Source organism: Enterobacter sp. K510, from assembly GCF_055804875.1.
Map to the genome: position 1 here is coordinate 171,203 of NZ_JBNRLQ010000003.1, position 16,056 is coordinate 187,258.

At 55.4% G+C, this 16,056-nt stretch carries 14 protein-coding genes; 7 read left to right on the plus strand and 7 right to left on the minus strand.

What is annotated here, in order from left to right:
• Nucleotides 1-82 precede the first annotated feature (82 nt).
• Nucleotides 83-427: a FlxA-like family protein gene (locus tag ACQUTD_RS06270; RefSeq protein WP_318373990.1), complete on the plus strand. Its 345-nt coding sequence runs from the start codon at nt 83-85 to the stop codon at nt 425-427.
• A 181-nt stretch (nt 428-608) separates the two neighbouring features.
• Nucleotides 609-1,613 carry a bile acid:sodium symporter gene (locus ACQUTD_RS06275; protein ID WP_473274201.1) on the plus strand — a complete coding sequence of 335 codons (1,005 nt, stop codon included), beginning with the start codon at nt 609-611 and terminating at the stop codon, nt 1,611-1,613.
• Here ACQUTD_RS06275 and ACQUTD_RS06280 read toward each other — a convergent pair.
• The 3 genes from ACQUTD_RS06280 to zipA form a co-directional block, all read right to left on the minus strand.
• Entirely contained in the window at nt 1,610-1,825 is a 216-nt protein-coding gene (locus ACQUTD_RS06280) for a DUF3820 family protein (RefSeq protein ID WP_072567675.1), read from the minus strand. The genes ACQUTD_RS06275 and ACQUTD_RS06280 overlap by 4 nt on opposite strands.
• A 1-nt stretch (nt 1,826) precedes the next feature.
• The gene (gene ligA, locus ACQUTD_RS06285) at nt 1,827-3,845 is read right to left on the minus strand and encodes an NAD-dependent DNA ligase LigA (RefSeq protein ID WP_473274198.1); all 2,019 of its coding nucleotides are present in this window, start codon (nt 3,843-3,845) and stop codon (nt 1,827-1,829) included.
• Between the two features lie 71 nt (nt 3,846-3,916).
• Nucleotides 3,917-4,960 carry a cell division protein ZipA gene (gene zipA / locus ACQUTD_RS06290; protein ID WP_473274195.1) on the minus strand — a complete coding sequence of 348 codons (1,044 nt, stop codon included), beginning with the start codon at nt 4,958-4,960 and terminating at the stop codon, nt 3,917-3,919.
• 229 nt (nt 4,961-5,189) lie between these two features.
• On the opposite strand from zipA, the gene cysZ reads away from it, so the two are divergent.
• The 5 genes from cysZ to crr all read left to right on the plus strand — a co-directional run bounded on the left by cysZ (nt 5,190) and on the right by crr (nt 10,027).
• The gene (gene cysZ / locus ACQUTD_RS06295; protein ID WP_473274193.1) at nt 5,190-5,951 is read left to right on the plus strand and encodes a sulfate transporter CysZ; all 762 of its coding nucleotides are present in this window, start codon (nt 5,190-5,192) and stop codon (nt 5,949-5,951) included.
• A gap of 140 nt (nt 5,952-6,091) precedes the next feature.
• The gene (cysK, locus tag ACQUTD_RS06300) at nt 6,092-7,063 is read left to right on the plus strand and encodes a cysteine synthase A (protein ID WP_072567671.1); all 972 of its coding nucleotides are present in this window, start codon (nt 6,092-6,094) and stop codon (nt 7,061-7,063) included.
• Between the two features lie 384 nt (nt 7,064-7,447).
• Complete coding sequence (ptsH, locus tag ACQUTD_RS06305; protein WP_043017126.1) at nt 7,448-7,705, plus strand: phosphocarrier protein Hpr; 258 nt, start codon at nt 7,448-7,450, stop codon at nt 7,703-7,705.
• Between the two features lie 44 nt (nt 7,706-7,749).
• The gene (ptsI, locus tag ACQUTD_RS06310; protein ID WP_072567670.1) at nt 7,750-9,477 is read left to right on the plus strand and encodes a phosphoenolpyruvate-protein phosphotransferase PtsI; all 1,728 of its coding nucleotides are present in this window, start codon (nt 7,750-7,752) and stop codon (nt 9,475-9,477) included.
• A 40-nt stretch (nt 9,478-9,517) separates the two neighbouring features.
• A complete protein-coding gene (gene crr / locus ACQUTD_RS06315) occupies nt 9,518-10,027 on the plus strand; it encodes a PTS glucose transporter subunit IIA (RefSeq protein WP_049841435.1) in 510 nt (169 codons plus the stop codon).
• 61 nt (nt 10,028-10,088) lie between these two features.
• Here crr and pdxK read toward each other — a convergent pair whose 3' ends face one another.
• From pdxK to ACQUTD_RS06335, 4 genes are all read right to left on the minus strand, one after another.
• Complete coding sequence (gene pdxK / locus ACQUTD_RS06320) at nt 10,089-10,934, minus strand: pyridoxine/pyridoxal/pyridoxamine kinase (RefSeq protein ID WP_473274188.1); 846 nt, start codon at nt 10,932-10,934, stop codon at nt 10,089-10,091.
• A gap of 11 nt (nt 10,935-10,945) precedes the next feature.
• On the minus strand, nt 10,946-11,857 hold the full coding sequence (gene cysM, locus ACQUTD_RS06325; RefSeq protein WP_072567668.1) for a cysteine synthase CysM: 912 nt from the start codon (nt 11,855-11,857) through the stop codon (nt 10,946-10,948).
• A 225-nt stretch (nt 11,858-12,082) separates the two neighbouring features.
• Nucleotides 12,083-14,743, minus strand: a complete 2,661-nt coding sequence (locus ACQUTD_RS06330; protein WP_473274186.1) for a family 78 glycoside hydrolase catalytic domain — start codon at nt 14,741-14,743, stop codon at nt 12,083-12,085.
• A gap of 12 nt (nt 14,744-14,755) precedes the next feature.
• Entirely contained in the window at nt 14,756-16,033 is a 1,278-nt protein-coding gene (locus ACQUTD_RS06335; RefSeq protein WP_473274185.1) for an MFS transporter, read from the minus strand.
• Nucleotides 16,034-16,056: the final 23 nt, after the last annotated feature.

Consider the following 16,056-nt stretch of genomic DNA (forward strand, 5'->3'; position numbering starts at 1 on the left):
CTGGCAATGGTAAAGAGTGCGAGTCTCAAGCTCTGCTGAAAAATGCCGATAAAACAATTTTATGGCAAACAAGGAGTTCATGATGACGACCATCTCGACGACCACCCCGTCAATGCAAACCGGCGGCAGTTCAGGCTCGTCCAGCGCAGGAAATGACATCGCAGCCCAGATCAGCCGTCTGACGCAGCAAGTTACCAAACTGACTGCCCAGCTTAAAGAAGTAGCCAACGGCTCAGGTACGACCGAAGAGAAGCGCAAGCAGCAGGAGCAGCTCCAGTCGCAAATACAGATGTTGCAGGCACAAATCGCGCAGTTGCAAAATCAGCAGGCTAAAGAAGCGGAAAAGAAACAAGAAGAGAAGCAGCTGGCTAAAGTCGAAGGTGTCAACACGCCGTCCGACGAGCACAATATCGATATCTATATTTAACCTCACGGTTACGCAAGGCGCCGGCGATCCGCCGGGCCTTTCCCCCGCCCTGCCTTTTTTACTCTTCTGAATTGCACGTATCGGATCCTTAACCTATCTGTTTCATAAATGAATGACAGAAATGACTTTTATTTCGCAGAGAGAAAAACGCAGAATAACGATACTGACTTCAGGAGTGTTTATGAAAATTTTCCGCATTCTCGATCCCTTCACCTTAACACTGGTGGCGGTGGTATTACTGGCGTCGTTCTTCCCGGCGCGCGGTGGCTTTGTGCCCTTTTTTGAGGGACTGACCACCGCCGCCATCGCCTTGCTGTTCTTTATGCATGGCGCAAAACTCTCCCGCGAAGCCATCATCGCCGGCGGCAGCCACTGGCGGCTGCATCTGTGGGTGATGTGCAGCACCTTTGTGGTGTTCCCGGTGCTGGGCGTCCTGTTTGCCTGGTGGGCGCCGGTTAACGTCAGCCCGGAGCTGTACACCGGTTTTCTGTATCTGTGCATTCTGCCCGCTACCGTGCAGTCCGCCATTGCCTTTACTTCCCTTGCCGGGGGTAACGTGGCCGCGGCCGTCTGTTCGGCGTCAGCGTCGAGTCTGCTGGGGATTTTCCTGTCGCCGCTGCTGGTGGGCCTGGTGATGAATATGCACGGCGCGGAAGGCAGCCTTGAGCAGGTAGGAAAAATTATGCTGCAACTGCTGCTGCCGTTCGTGCTGGGCCACCTGTCGCGTCCGTGGACCGCAGGCTTTGTGACCAAGCATAAAAAATGGATTTCGAAAACGGACCAGACGTCGATCCTGCTGGTGGTCTATTCAGCCTTCAGCGAGGCGGTCGTCAACGGCATCTGGCATAAAGTGGGCGCAGGCTCGCTGCTGTTTATTGTCGTCGTCAGCATTGTGCTGCTGGCGATTATCATCGGCATCAATATTTTTGCCGCCCGCCGCTTCGGGTTTAACAAGGCTGATGAGATCACTATTGTTTTCTGCGGCTCGAAGAAAAGTCTCGCCAACGGTATTCCGATGGCGAACATTCTCTTTCCCGCGTCGGCGGTCGGCATGATGGTGTTACCGCTAATGATTTTCCACCAAATCCAGCTGATGGTCTGTGCGGTGATGGCGCGACGCTATAAGCATCAGACAGAGGTGTTGCAGGCGCAGGAGGCTACCGCCTCCGACGCCACGCAGGGTTAAGGACGTCGCAGGGGCTGCACCAGCTGCGTCAGCCCCTCAGTTTTTATCAGCAGGGTGAATGCCATCAGCTGACCAAGATGCCCGGCGGGGAATTCATCCTTACGGGCAAACCACAGCAAATACTCTTCCGGTAAATCAATCAGCCTGCGCCCTTTGTATTTCCCAAAGGGCATTTCGGTATTGGCGATTTCAATCAGCTGCGCCTTGTCCATTTCACGCACCTAATAAACGGATCATCTCCGCCTCGTCGATCACCTCGATCCCCAGCTCCTGCGCCTTCGCCAGCTTCGATCCGGCGGCTTCGCCGGCGATCACCAGATCGGTTTTCTTCGATACGCTGCCCGCGACTTTCGCTCCCAGCGCCAGCAGCGCCGCTTTGGCATCATCACGTGACATCTGGCTCAGGCTGCCGGTCAGCACGATGGTTTTACCGGCGAACGGGCTGTCGATTTCTTCGGCGTTGACCACCACAGGCGCAGCCCAGTGGATCCCCACTTCTTCCACCAGCTGGCGGATAACGTCCCTGTTGCTCTCTTCATCCAGGAAGTGACGCACATGGGTGGCGACCACAATGCCGACGTCCGGCACTTTTTGCAGTTCGTCGATGGAGGCGGCGATCAGCGCGTCCAGCGTGCCGAAATAGGCTGCCAGCCCGGCGGCGGTGGCTTCACCCACTTCACGAATGCCCAGCGCGTACAGGAAACGGGCAAAAGTGGTCTCTTTCGATTTTTCCAGCGCGTTAACGATATTCTGCGCGGATTTCGGCCCCATGCGATCCAGCCCGGTGAGTTTCCCGGCGGTGAGCCTGAACAGGTCGGCTGGCGTATGGACGTACTCTTTCTCCACCAGCTGGTCGATAATTTTATCGCCCATGCCGTCGACATCCATGGCACGGCGCGAGACAAAGTGCTTAAGAGATTCTTTACGCTGCGCGCCGCAGATCAGGCCGCCGGTACAGCGGGTTACCGCTTCGCCTTCTACGCGCTCCACATCCGAGCCGCAGACCGGGCAATGGGTCGGGAATTCTACTTCGCGGATATTCGCCGGACGCTCCGACTCAATGACGTTCACCACCTGCGGGATGACATCCCCGGCGCGGCGGATCACCACTTTATCGCCGATTTTCAGCCCCAGACGGGCAATTTCATCGGCGTTATGCAGCGTGGCGTTACTGACCAGCACGCCCGCGACATGCACCGGCTCCAGACGCGCCACCGGCGTGATGGCACCGGTACGCCCCACCTGGAATTCAACATCGCGCACCCAGGTCATCTGCTCCTGAGCGGGGAATTTAAAGGCCACCGCCCAGCGCGGCGCACGGGCGACAAAGCCCAGCTGCTCCTGGAGATCCAGCGAGTCCACCTTGATCACCACGCCGTCAATATCGAAACCCAGCTGCGGGCGGTCTTCTTCGACCTTGTGATAAAAATCCAGCACCGCCTGCGGCGTGTCGCAAATGCGGATACGGTCGCTGACCGGCAGTCCCCAGCGTTTGAACTGCTGTAACCGTTCAAGATGGCTGCGCGGCAGTTCGCCGCCTTCCAGAATACCGACGCCGTAGCAGAAGAAGGTTAACGGGCGTTTGGCAGTAATGCGCGGATCAAGCTGGCGCAGCGAGCCCGCGGCGGCGTTACGCGGGTTGGCAAAAATTTTACCGCCGGTGCGCCGGGCTTCCTCGTTGATCTTCTCAAATCCCGCCTGCGGGAGGAACACTTCGCCGCGCACTTCGAGGCGCGCCGGAATATTGTCACCGTGCAGCTTCAGAGGAATGGCGCGGATGGTGCGCACGTTGGTGGTGATGTCTTCACCGGTCGTGCCGTCGCCGCGCGTGGCAGCGCGGATCAGCACACCGTTCTCATAAAGAATACTCACCGCAAGGCCGTCCAGCTTCAGCTCGCAGCAATAGCTCAGCGCGTCGGTGCTTTTCAGTCGATCCTGTACGCGTTTGTTAAAAGCCAGAAAGCTCTCTTCATCAAAGACGTTATCCAGCGACAGCATCGGCACTTCGTGGCGGATCTGGGTAAAGGCGCTTAAAGGTGCGGCGCCCACGCGCTGGGTTGGCGAGTCGGGGGTGATCAGGTCGGGATGCTGCGCTTCCAGTTCACGCAGTTCACGCAACAGCCGATCGTATTCGGCATCGGGCACTTCCGGCGCGTCCATCACGTGATACAGGTATTCATGATGGCGAAGCGTGGTTCGCAGTTCTGTGAGTTGTTGTTCGATTGATTCCATAACACACCATCAATAATAAAAACCCCCGACAGGCGGGGGTTCAGGAAGGGGTTAGAACAGCCATACGCAGTTTATGCGTTTGCCTCTTTAACTTCGCGAATGCGGGCCTGATACTCACGCAGCTTTTGCGGCGTCATCATACGGCGCTGATCGTCTAACACCATGCCGCCGACTTCATCAGCAATGTACTGAGCAGATTGCAGCATAAGCTTGAAGTTTTGCAACTCATCGCCGTAAGACGGCACCTGCATAAAGATAGTAACGCCAGGGGTAGTGAAGTTGCCGGTCATTTCCGGATCGAAGGTGCCGGGATTGACCATGTTTGCCAGGCTAAACAGGGCCGGGCCGCTGCCGTCCGGGCTGAGATGGCGATGGAAAATATTCATGTCGCCAAACATAAAGCCGGCCTGTTGAATGCTGTTAAGCAGCACGTCGCCGTTCAGCTCAGTGCCCTGATGCGCGGCCACGCTCATCACAATCACCGTTTCTTTACGCTTCGGCGGTTCAGGCGCGGTAACGGGCTCTTCAACGACGGGCGCTGGAGCGGGTTCTGGCTGCTGCGGCGCGCTGTACTGCGGCTCGACGTGCGGCGCAGGCTGCGGTTGATGCGTGACAGGCTGCTGGTGAACAGGCTGTTGTTGAGCCGGTTGCGGATGAACTGGCTGTTGATGTACGGGTTGCGGCTGAGCCGGTTGCTGATGCACTGGCTGTTGATTAACAGGCTGCTGCGGCTGCTGTACCGGCTGACGCGGCGGCTCCTCATAAGCCACCGGCGCGCTGTCACGCGGCGGCACGGGTGCCGTCGGGCGAGGCTGTGCCGACGCATAAGGCGGCTGATACTGGTGCTGAGGCGAACGCGGGGCATCCTGCTCAGGGGCTGTTCCCGGTGCAGGGTTAACCCGGTGAACCCGAACTTCACCTACGCCATCGTCGGCGTCTTCGTCGATGTCATCCTCAAAAGGTTCATCATCGCGACGCGACTTCATGCGTTTTAATGGGCGATCGCGGAACATAGAAGAGCGCTCTTTCCGGCTGGTCCAGAACCCATGTACCAGCAGAGCGATTATGGCGATCGCGCCAACAATGATTAATATCAGACGCAAATCCTGCATCATTATATTCTCTGTTGTTCTAACACCTTGCCACCACGGCAAACATTTACTCACTAAGAGTATTTGCCGATTCCCGCAAGTGCAAGTGCACACATGGCTTTCACTGCATAAAGATGAACAAAATCGTGCTTTTTGCTGTTTTTTCGAACATTTCCGAACTAGCCAGCGGCGCGTAAACCGCTAATATAGCCGTGCACTTTCCCTGGCTGTTAATAAAGGAGTCTGGCCTGATATGGGTTTATCATCTGCAACCGCGCCTCGTAGCGGCGTCTGGTACTTTTCTCAGGGCTGGAAGCTCATCACCCTCCCCGGCATTCGCCGCTTTGTGATCATGCCGCTGCTGATCAATATTCTGCTCATGGGCGCCGCGTTTTTATGGCTCTTTTTACAGCTCGACAGCTGGATCCCGCAACTTATGTCCCACGTACCCGACTGGCTCCAGTGGCTGAGCTATTTACTGTGGCCTCTGGTGGTCATTTCGGTGGTGCTGGTGTTCGGCTATTTCTTCTCAACCCTCGCCAACTGGATTGCCGCCCCCTTTAACGGCCTGCTGGCGGAACAGCTGGAAGCGCGTCTGACCGGCGCAACGCCGCCGGATACCGGCATCGGTGCCATCATGAAAGACATTCCGCGCATTATGAAGCGCGAATGGCAGAAGCTGGCCTGGTATCTGCCGCGGGCCCTGGTGCTGCTACTGCTCTATTTTATCCCAGGCATTGGTCAGACGGTCGCCCCCGTGCTGTGGTTCCTGTTCAGCGCCTGGATGCTGGCGATCCAGTACTGCGATTATCCCTTTGATAATCATAAAGTGCCCTTTAAAACCATGCGCGAGGCGTTACGCCAGCAAAAGGTCACAAATATGCAGTTTGGCGCATTGACCAGCCTGTTTACGCTGATCCCGTTCCTTAACCTGGTCATCATGCCGGTGGCGGTATGCGGCGCAACGGCGATGTGGGTTGACTGTTATCGGCCAAAACATGCGATGTGGAAGTGAGTGGATTATTCCTCTTCTTATTCCATACTTGTTGTCATTATTTCTCATCAGCATATAGATATGCGAAATCCTTACTTCCGCATCATTCTTAACCGCGTATGCTGATGACGTTCCCAAATTCATACAGTTAAGGACGGGCTATGAGTAAGATTTTTGAAGACAACTCGTTGACTATCGGTCATACGCCGCTGGTTCGACTGAACCGCATCGGCAATGGACGCATCCTGGCGAAGGTTGAATCCCGCAACCCGAGCTTCAGCGTGAAATGCCGTATCGGTGCCAATATGATTTGGGATGCCGAAAAACGTGGTGTGCTGAAACAGGGCGTTGAACTGGTTGAACCGACCAGCGGCAACACCGGTATCGCGCTGGCCTATGTGGCTGCCGCGCGCGGTTACAAGCTGACGCTGACCATGCCGGAAACCATGAGCATTGAACGCCGCAAACTGCTAAAAGCGCTGGGCGCGAACCTGGTGCTCACCGAAGGCGCGAAAGGCATGAAAGGCGCGATCCAGAAGGCGGAAGAAATTGTCGCCAGCGATCCATCCAAATACCTGCTGCTTCAGCAGTTCAGCAACCCGGCGAACCCGGAAATCCACGAAAAAACCACCGGCCCGGAAATCTGGGAAGATACCGACGGACAGGTTGATGTATTTATCGCAGGCGTGGGCACCGGCGGTACGCTGACCGGCGTGAGTCGTTATATTAAAAATACCAAAGGCAAAACGGATCTCATCACCGTGGCGGTTGAACCGACCGACTCCCCGGTGATCAAGCAGGCGCTGGCGGGCGAAGAGCTGAAGCCAGGCCCGCATAAAATCCAGGGTATCGGCGCAGGCTTTATTCCTGGCAACCTGGATCTGAAGCTGATCGACAAAGTGGTCACCATCACTAACGAAGAAGCCATCGACACCGCGCGACGTCTGATGGAAGAAGAAGGTATTCTGGCAGGCATCTCTTCCGGAGCCGCCGTTGCGGCAGCATTGAAATTGCAGGAAGACGAAACCTTTACCAACAAGAATATTGTCGTTATTCTTCCCTCTTCAGGTGAGCGTTATTTGAGCACTGCGCTGTTTGCCGATCTCTTCACTGAAAAAGAACTGCAACAGTAATGTCCGCACAGTAAAATCGCGCAAAAAAGCACCTGTCAGGGTGCTTTTTTGTGGCGCACGTCAAAGTTTCCGCTCGCACAGCATTGCTTCGCCCCTGCAGGTCTGGTATTTAAGCACCACATTTATTTCGAAGCGCGAAATTAATCGAATTGTGACTTTGTGCCAGCTGAATCGATTTAATCATTTGGTTCAGGTCTCGCTTTCGCGGCATAATGATTAATGACGGACGAAACCTTAACGGCCAGAAGTTTCCGGCCCGGATTTGCGTCAACACGCTTCTGTATCGCGTCCCGTTACTCTCGGCGCTAACAATACAGGCTAAAGTTAAGCCGCCAGGCTAGACTTTAGTTCCACAACACTAAACCTATAAGTTGGGGAAATACAATGTTCCAGCAAGAAGTTACCATTACCGCTCCGAACGGTCTGCATACCCGCCCTGCTGCTCAGTTTGTTAAAGAAGCAAAAGGCTTCTCCTCTGAGATCACTGTGACCTCCAATGGCAAAAGCGCCAGTGCTAAAAGCCTGTTCAAACTGCAAACTCTGGGTCTGACTCAGGGTACTGTGGTTACGCTGTCCGCAGAAGGCGAAGACGAGCAGAAAGCCGTTGAGCATCTGGTTAAACTGATGGCTGAACTCGAGTAAGTTCACGGGTTCTTTTAAAAATCAGTCACAAGTAAGGTAGGGTTATGATTTCAGGCATTTTAGCATCCCCGGGTATCGCTTTCGGCAAAGCATTGCTGCTGAAAGAAGACGAGATCGTCATCGACCGGAAAAAAATTTCTGCCGACAAGGTTGATCAGGAAGTTGAACGTTTTCTGAGCGGTCGTGCCAAGGCATCAGCGCAACTGGAAGCCATTAAGACTAAAGCTGGCGAAACTTTCGGTGAAGAAAAAGAAGCCATCTTCGAAGGGCACATTATGCTGCTCGAGGATGAGGAGCTTGAGCAGGAAATCATAGCCCTGATTAAAGATAAGCACGTCACTGCTGATGCAGCCGCGCACGAAATTATCGAAGGTCAGGCCACCGCTCTTGAAGAACTGGATGACGAATACCTGAAAGAGCGCGCCGCTGACGTGCGTGACATCGGTAAACGTCTGCTGCGCAATATCCTTGGCCTGGCGATTATCGATCTCAGCGCAATTCAGGATGAAGTCATCCTGGTCGCTGCCGATCTGACTCCGTCCGAAACCGCACAGCTGAACCTGAAGAAGGTGCTGGGCTTTATCACCGACGTTGGCGGCCGTACCTCCCACACTTCTATCATGGCGCGTTCTCTTGAGCTGCCAGCGATTGTGGGCACCGGTAGCGTCACCTCGCAGGTGAAAAACGACGACTATCTGATTCTGGATGCCGTAAACAATCTGGTTTACGTCAATCCGACCAACGAAGAGATCGAAAAACTGCGTGCCGTGCAGGAACAGGTTGCCAGCGAAAAAGCTGAACTGGCGAAGCTGAAAGATCTGCCGGCAATTACGCTTGACGGCCATCAGGTTGAAGTGTGCGCCAACATTGGTACTGTCCGTGATGTAGACGGTGCTGAGCGCAACGGCGCGGAAGGCGTTGGCCTGTACCGTACCGAATTCCTGTTCATGGATCGCGACTCTCTGCCAAGCGAAGAAGAGCAGTTTGCGGCGTATAAAGCGGTTGCGGAAGCCTGTGGCTCGCAAGCGGTTATCGTCCGTACCATGGACATTGGCGGCGATAAAGAGCTGCCGTACATGAACTTCCCGAAAGAAGAAAACCCGTTCCTGGGCTGGCGTGCGGTACGTATCGCCATGGATCGTAAAGAGATCCTCCGCGATCAGGTTCGCGCCATCCTGCGCGCCTCCGCCTTCGGCAAACTGCGCATCATGTTCCCGATGATCATCTCTGTAGAAGAAGTACGTACGCTGAAAAAAGAGATCGAGATCTACAAACAGGAACTGCGTGACGAAGGTAAAGCCTTTGACGAGAGCATTGAAGTGGGCGTGATGGTGGAAACCCCTGCCGCAGCGACCATTGCCCGTCACCTGGCGAAAGAAGTTGATTTCTTTAGCATCGGTACCAATGATTTAACGCAGTATACGCTGGCAGTTGACCGTGGTAATGATATGATTTCACATCTTTACCAGCCGATGTCACCGTCCGTGCTGACGCTTATCAAGCAAGTCATTGATGCTTCTCATGCTGAAGGCAAATGGACTGGCATGTGTGGTGAGCTAGCAGGCGATGAACGTGCTACACTTCTGTTGCTGGGGATGGGTCTGGATGAATTCAGTATGAGTGCCATTTCTATCCCGCGCATTAAGAAGATTATCCGTAACACGAACTTCGAAGATGCGAAGGTATTAGCAGAGCAGGCTCTTGCTCAACCGACAACGGACGAGTTAATGACGCTGGTTAACAAGTTCATTGAAGAAAAAACAATCTGCTAATCCACGAGATGCGGCCCAAATTACTGCTTAGGAGAAGATCATGGGTTTGTTCGATAAACTGAAATCTCTGGTTTCTGACGATAAGAAAGATACCGGAACCATTGAGATTATCGCTCCGCTGTCTGGCGAGATCGTCAATATTGAAGATGTGCCGGATGTAGTGTTTGCTGAAAAAATCGTTGGTGATGGCATCGCTATCAAACCAACCGGCAACAAAATGGTGGCACCGGTTGACGGTACCATCGGCAAAATCTTTGAAACCAACCATGCCTTCTCTATCGAATCCGATAGCGGCATTGAGCTGTTCGTTCACTTCGGTATTGATACCGTTGAACTGAAAGGCGAAGGTTTCAAACGTATCGCCGAAGAAGGCCAGCGCGTTAAAGTTGGCGACCCGGTCATCGAGTTCGATCTGGCACTGCTGGAAGAGAAAGCCAAGTCTACCCTGACGCCGGTTGTTATCTCCAACATGGACGAAATCAAAGAGCTGATCAAACTGTCCGGTAGCGTGACCGTGGGCGAAACCCCGGTTATCCGCATCAAGAAGTAATTCTTGCCGCACATAAAAAAGGCACCGTCAGGGTGCCTTTTTTTTGCCTGTCGCTTTGCGTTCAGGTCCGGTCTGGCGGCAGCAGCAGTTCATCACGGCCGGTATCCAGCGTATAACGCATCACCTCAAAAACCCGCGTACCCGCCTTTTTCACCGCGTCGCTCAGGCTTAAGCCTTTTACGATGCCGCTGGTCAGTTCGGCGCAGAACAGATCGCCGGTGCCTTTTAAATCTGTCGCCACGCGCGGATGGGTGATCACTTCCACACTGTCTGCCGTGACCAGCACCACGTGCATGTCGTCGCTGTCGGCAACGCCCGGCGCACTGGTGATAACAATCCATTTCAGAGAATCAGAGAGCAGCCCTTTGGCGGCGGCAATGGCGCTGTCATGATCGCGGCACGGTTTGCCGGTCAGCACTTCCAGTTCGAAAACGTTCGGCGTCAGCCCCTGCGCCAGCGGCAGCAGATGCTGGCGATAGGCGTCCGGCAGCTCCGGCTTGACGTAAATACCGCTGTCGATGTCGCCAATAACCGGGTCCACCAGGATCAGCAGATCAGGATGCTGCGCCTTCAGCGCCGTCAGCCAGCGCGCCAGAATAGCAATCTGCGACGCATTGCCCATATAACCGGTGGTCACCGCGCGTACCTGGCGCAGCGCATCCCGCTCCTGCAACGCCTGTAAATAACCGCTGAACCACTCGTCGGGGATCACGCCGCCGTAGAAGGTATCGTAATGCGGGGTATTACTGAGCAGCACCGTCGGAACGGCGATCACATTGAGATGGTGACGTTTGATGGTCGGCACGCCAATGCTGTTACCGACGCTGCCGTAAACTACCTGCGACTGCACGGCGACAATATCCGCCTGTAACGCTCTGGTTTTATCGTTGAACAACACCATGTTCATTGTTGCCTCCTTTAGATGCCTGAACCCTGAGAATAACTCTCTTCACCAAACACGCCGGTGGAGAGATAACGATCGCCGCGATCGCAGATAATGGCCACCACGACCGCGCCCGGCGTGGCCTTTGCCACGCGTAACGCCCCGGCGACCGCGCCGCCTGAACTGACGCCGCAGAAGATGCCTTCCCGGGTGGCCAGCTCGCGCATGGTATTCTCCGCTTCACGCTGATGAATATCCAGTACCTCGTCCACCAGCGCGGCATTAAAGATCCCCGGCATATATTCAGCGGGCCAGCGACGGATGCCGGGAATGCTGCTGCCCTCTTCCGGTTGCAGGCCGACAATGGTCACCGCTTTTTCCTGCTCGCGCAGAAAACGGGATACGCCGGTGATGGTGCCGGTGGTACCCATGCTGGAGACAAAGTGAGTGATCCGCCCGCCGGTTTGCTGCCAGATTTCCGGCCCGGTGGTGGTGTAGTGTGCGTAAGGGTTATCAGGATTATTGAACTGATCCAGCAGCTTGCCTTCGCCGCGCTGCGCCATCTCAGCCGCCAGATCGCGTGCGCCTTCCATACCCTGCTCTTTGCTGACCAGCACCAGTTCAGCGCCATAGGCGCGCATTGCCGCCCTGCGCTCCTGGCTCATGTTGTCCGGCATCAGCAATTTCATGCGGTAGCCTTTCATCGCGGCGATCATCGCCAGCGCAATGCCGGTATTCCCGCTGGTGGCCTCGATCAGCACATCGCCGGGTTTAATTTCACCGCGCTTTTCCGCCTGAACGATCATCGATAAAGCCGCGCGATCTTTTACCGATCCCGCCGGGTTATTGCCCTCCAGCTTGACCCAGATTTCACTGCCGTTATCCGGAGTCATGCGCTGGAGTTTCACCAGCGGCGTATTGCCGATAGTGTCTTCTAATGTATTCACAAACGCTGTCCAATAAAAAGCCCGGTGGCGCTTCGCTTACCGGGCTTACATGCATAACCCAGACCTGGACCACCCGGCAAAAACAAGATGGCGATAACTTATCAGCCACGCCCGGTCAGGTCTATATTCACTGTGACGTTTCTGTGTTGCACGATGGCGCTACGATTACCGGGCATGCAAACCAACCCAGTCCGGGCAAGCGAATGCGCCGCCCGGCAAAAGCCCTTATGCCTTATCGTCAGCAGGCAGATATTCCACCTGATACGCCCCCGAGCCGGTTGTTGCACACCATTGCGAACCGTGTAGCGTAAACGCCAGCCCGCCCGCCACAATAATCTCGCAGGCGGCGAGTTTCAGCGTGGCGGTAGTGTTTGCCGGAATACGCACGCTTAGTCGGATGCGCCCATCAACACGACACCAGTGCACGGCGATTTCGCCATACAGTGACTGATAACCGGCATCAACAAAACTCACCTCACCGCCCGGCAGCGGGGAAATAATGACGTGCTTAAAGCCGGGCTGTGCCTCGTCGACCTCAATACCCGCCACCGCACGATATAACCACTCCCCTACCGCTCCGTAGGCATAATGATTAAAGGAGTTCATGTCAGGACTCCACATTGAACCATCCGGTCTGATGCCGTCCCAGTGCTCCCAGATGGTGGTCGCCCCGGCGTTCACCTGATACAGCCATGACGGGAAATCGTCTTTCATCAGCAAAGCCCATGCCTCGTTGATCCGCCCGTTCTGACTCAGCGCATGACAAAAATAGGGTGTGCCGACGAAGCCTGTTACCAGATGTCCCTCCTGTTCCGCCAACAATTCCACCAGCGTATCTACCGTGCGCTGACGCCAGGCATCGGGAACAAGATTGAAATACAATGCCAGAATATGCGCCGTCTGGGTTCTGGCGGTCATCGCGCCGTCAGCGGTGAAAAAGTCGCTGTGAAAGCGCTGCACAATGGCCTGATATAACGCCCGGTAATTCGTCGCATCATCATGGCGACCCAGCACTGCCGCCGCGCGGGCGAAAAGCCCGGTGGAATACGCATACCAGGCGGTACAAATCAGCGCATCCGGCGTAGCGCCGAAATAGCTGCCTTCGGCGGCATCCAGCGCCACCCAGTCACCGAACTGCAATTTATAGCGCCACAAGTGATTGTCAGCATGGGCATGCATAAAATCGACCCAGGCTTTCATGCTGTCATACTGCGTTTCCAGTATGCGGGTATCGCCGTACATCAGGTACAGCGTCCAGGGAATCACCACCGCTGCATCGGCCCATGCAGAGGACGAATGCGTTCCCCCTTCAGACAGAAAACGGTCAGCCTCGCAGTGTCCGGTCAGAATATCCGGGATAACATGAGGAACGCCGCCCTCCGGCGTCTGGTCGATTTTCAGATCGGTCAGCCACTTGGCGAAAAAGTTGCGCGTTTGCATCAGGTAGCTGGCGGTGCGGCAGAAGATTTGCGCATCGCCCGTCCATCCCAGCCGCTCGTCACGCTGCGGGCAGTCCGTCGGCACATCGACGAAATTGCTCTTCAGTCCCCATAAAATATTATGATGTAACTGATTAAGGCCTGCGTGTGAACAGCTAAATCGCCCGGTTTGCTGCATATCCGAATGCAGCACAATGGCTTTAAAATTCTCAGCCTCAATCCGGCCCGGATACTGCTCCACTTTTACATAGCGAAAGCCCTGAAAGGTGAAGTGTGGATGGTAAGTTTCTTCGCCATCGCCGCTAAGGATGTATTCGATGCGCTGCTGCGCACTGCGCAGATTGTCCAGATAGACATTTCCCTGAGCGTCCAGCGTTTCGAAATGGCGCAATACCACCCTGTCGCCACGCTGGCCGTTAACGCAAAACGCCACCCAGCCGCTCATATTCTGGCCGAAATCAATCACCGTATCGCCCTGCGGCGTGGTGATGATAGCCTGAGGCAACAGCGTTTCCTGCGCCTTCACCTTACCTGCGCCCTGAGCGGTCAGCGCCTGCCGGTTAAAAGTCACCACGCTGGCCGGACGCCACCCATGATCGTCAAACTCCGTATTCGCCCAGCCATCTTGCACCAGCCGGGCGTCATACACTTCGCCATCGTAGAGTTCGGAAAAGCGGATCGGCGAGGCATCCGTGCGCCAGCCGTCATTGGAACCGATCACCTGCTGTGTCCCGTCGTCATAGCGAACCACCAGCTGGCAGAGCAGCGCCGTTTGCTCACCGTAAAAATTGCGGTGCCGCATAAAGCCCATGTCCCCTTTAAACCAGCCTGCGCCTACTTCCGCGCCAATGGCATTCTTGCCCTGACGGAGTTGTGCTGTGACATCCCAGGTCTGATACAGCAAATGCTGCTTATAGCTTGTCCAGCCGGGGGCCAGTTCATCATTGCCCACCCGTTGGCCATTGAGATAAAGATGGTAAAGCCCAAGTGCGGTGACGTGGACAAAGGCCACCGCGATAGCTTTATCTGCCAGCCTGAAGGTATGACGCAGCAAGGTGCCGTTCGACTGGTGGCGATTTTCCGGCGTTTCCGCCGAGATAAAATCCGCCTGCCAGGGGGCATTTAGCATACCAGTGACGAATTCTGCGGCCTCGCTCCAGCGGCTCTGTTCGCCATCGTTATCGCTGATACACACGCGCAGGAAATAGCGCGTCGAAGGCAATAGCGGGATGTCCGGCAGCGTGATATTCGCCGACGCGTTATCCGTAACCACACCGCTGTCATAGTGAAGCTGTGAAAACGCGGTGTCCGTACTGCACTGTAGCCGCCAGCTTTGTTGATAGACGTTTTGCCGATCGCTGACAATTTGCCAGCCCACCAGCGGAAATGCGTCCACGCCGCACAGTCCGGGTTCATAATTGAGGGTGATCTTGCTTACTGCCAGCATAATTCTGACTCCTTATTGCTGAAGGTGTTTAAATTCGTCCTGTAATTCGCTGGCCTCAAGGCTGAATTCATTGCGCTGCTGGCCATGGAAGCACAGCCAGCCGATCAACAGCCCCGAGGCGACGATAGAAGATAAAATGGTGTAGAGCACAACAGGCCCGGCATCGAGCAACACCGGGGTAACAAAGGCGAGAATGCCGCAGGAGAGGCGTGACAGGCCGACAATAGCGCCCTGCGCGGTGGAACGCAGCATGGTGGGGAAAGACTCCTGCGACCAGACTTTCATGATGCCCTCAAACGCCAGACCGCTGCCGATGCCGGTAAACAACAGACAGCAGAACCACGACAGCGGCGAAAAGCTCAGCAGCACCGGCATCAAGAACCCACCGGCAAAAAAACAGGCCCCCGCGACAAATACCCGCATCCGGTGCGCCGTATCCACCATCTTCATAAACAGCAGTCCCGATACCATGCCGACCGGCATGATGAGCAGGTTCCACAAGGAATTTTGCTCCACGCTGATGCCGACGACGTTAACCGCCACATAGGTACCAAACTGCCCGCCGGTATTTGCCGCCAGATTGGTGAAGGAATAAAACAGACACAACGCGCAAAATGGCCAGGCATATTTGCCGCGCAGCAGATCTTTAAACGCCACCTTTTGCGCACGCACCGTGCTCACGCCGCGTAATCGCTCATCACGTGCCGTCAGCCACAGCGGGGATTCAGGGATCCACCAGCGCAGCACCAGCAGCGTTGCCGCCACCACGCCCACATGCAGATACATGATTTGCGCCCCCGTCGCCCCCCAGCCGCCCACCACGGCGGAGATCGCCATGGTGGTGCCAATGCCCAGCGTCCACAGCAAATTCGACAGTCCAATGATCTTGCCGCGATTCGTATCGCTGGCGGCTTCGGCGATGGTGGCGAGCGATACCGGTAGATCGGCCCCGGTCGCCAGCCCCACCAGTACTGTGCCGATAAATAACAGCGGGAAGAGTTTGCCAAACGCCAGTAATAGCGTACCGGCCACGATCATCGCCATGGTGGTGATAAAGACGTTACGCCTGCCGAGGCGATCCCCCAGACGCCCGCCGACGCAGGCACCCAGTGCGATGCATAAGGTTAATATGCCCGACAAAATGCCAATTTCTGTCGCTGTGGTGCCGATCGCTTTCTGATAAATAACCAGCGCAGTGCCATTAGAAACAATGGCCGCTGAGTCGATATAAGACGCCATGCCCGAAACGACGCCCACATACCAGGCATTCGGTTGTGTATTTTTATCCATAACATTCACTCCATTTCCTTATT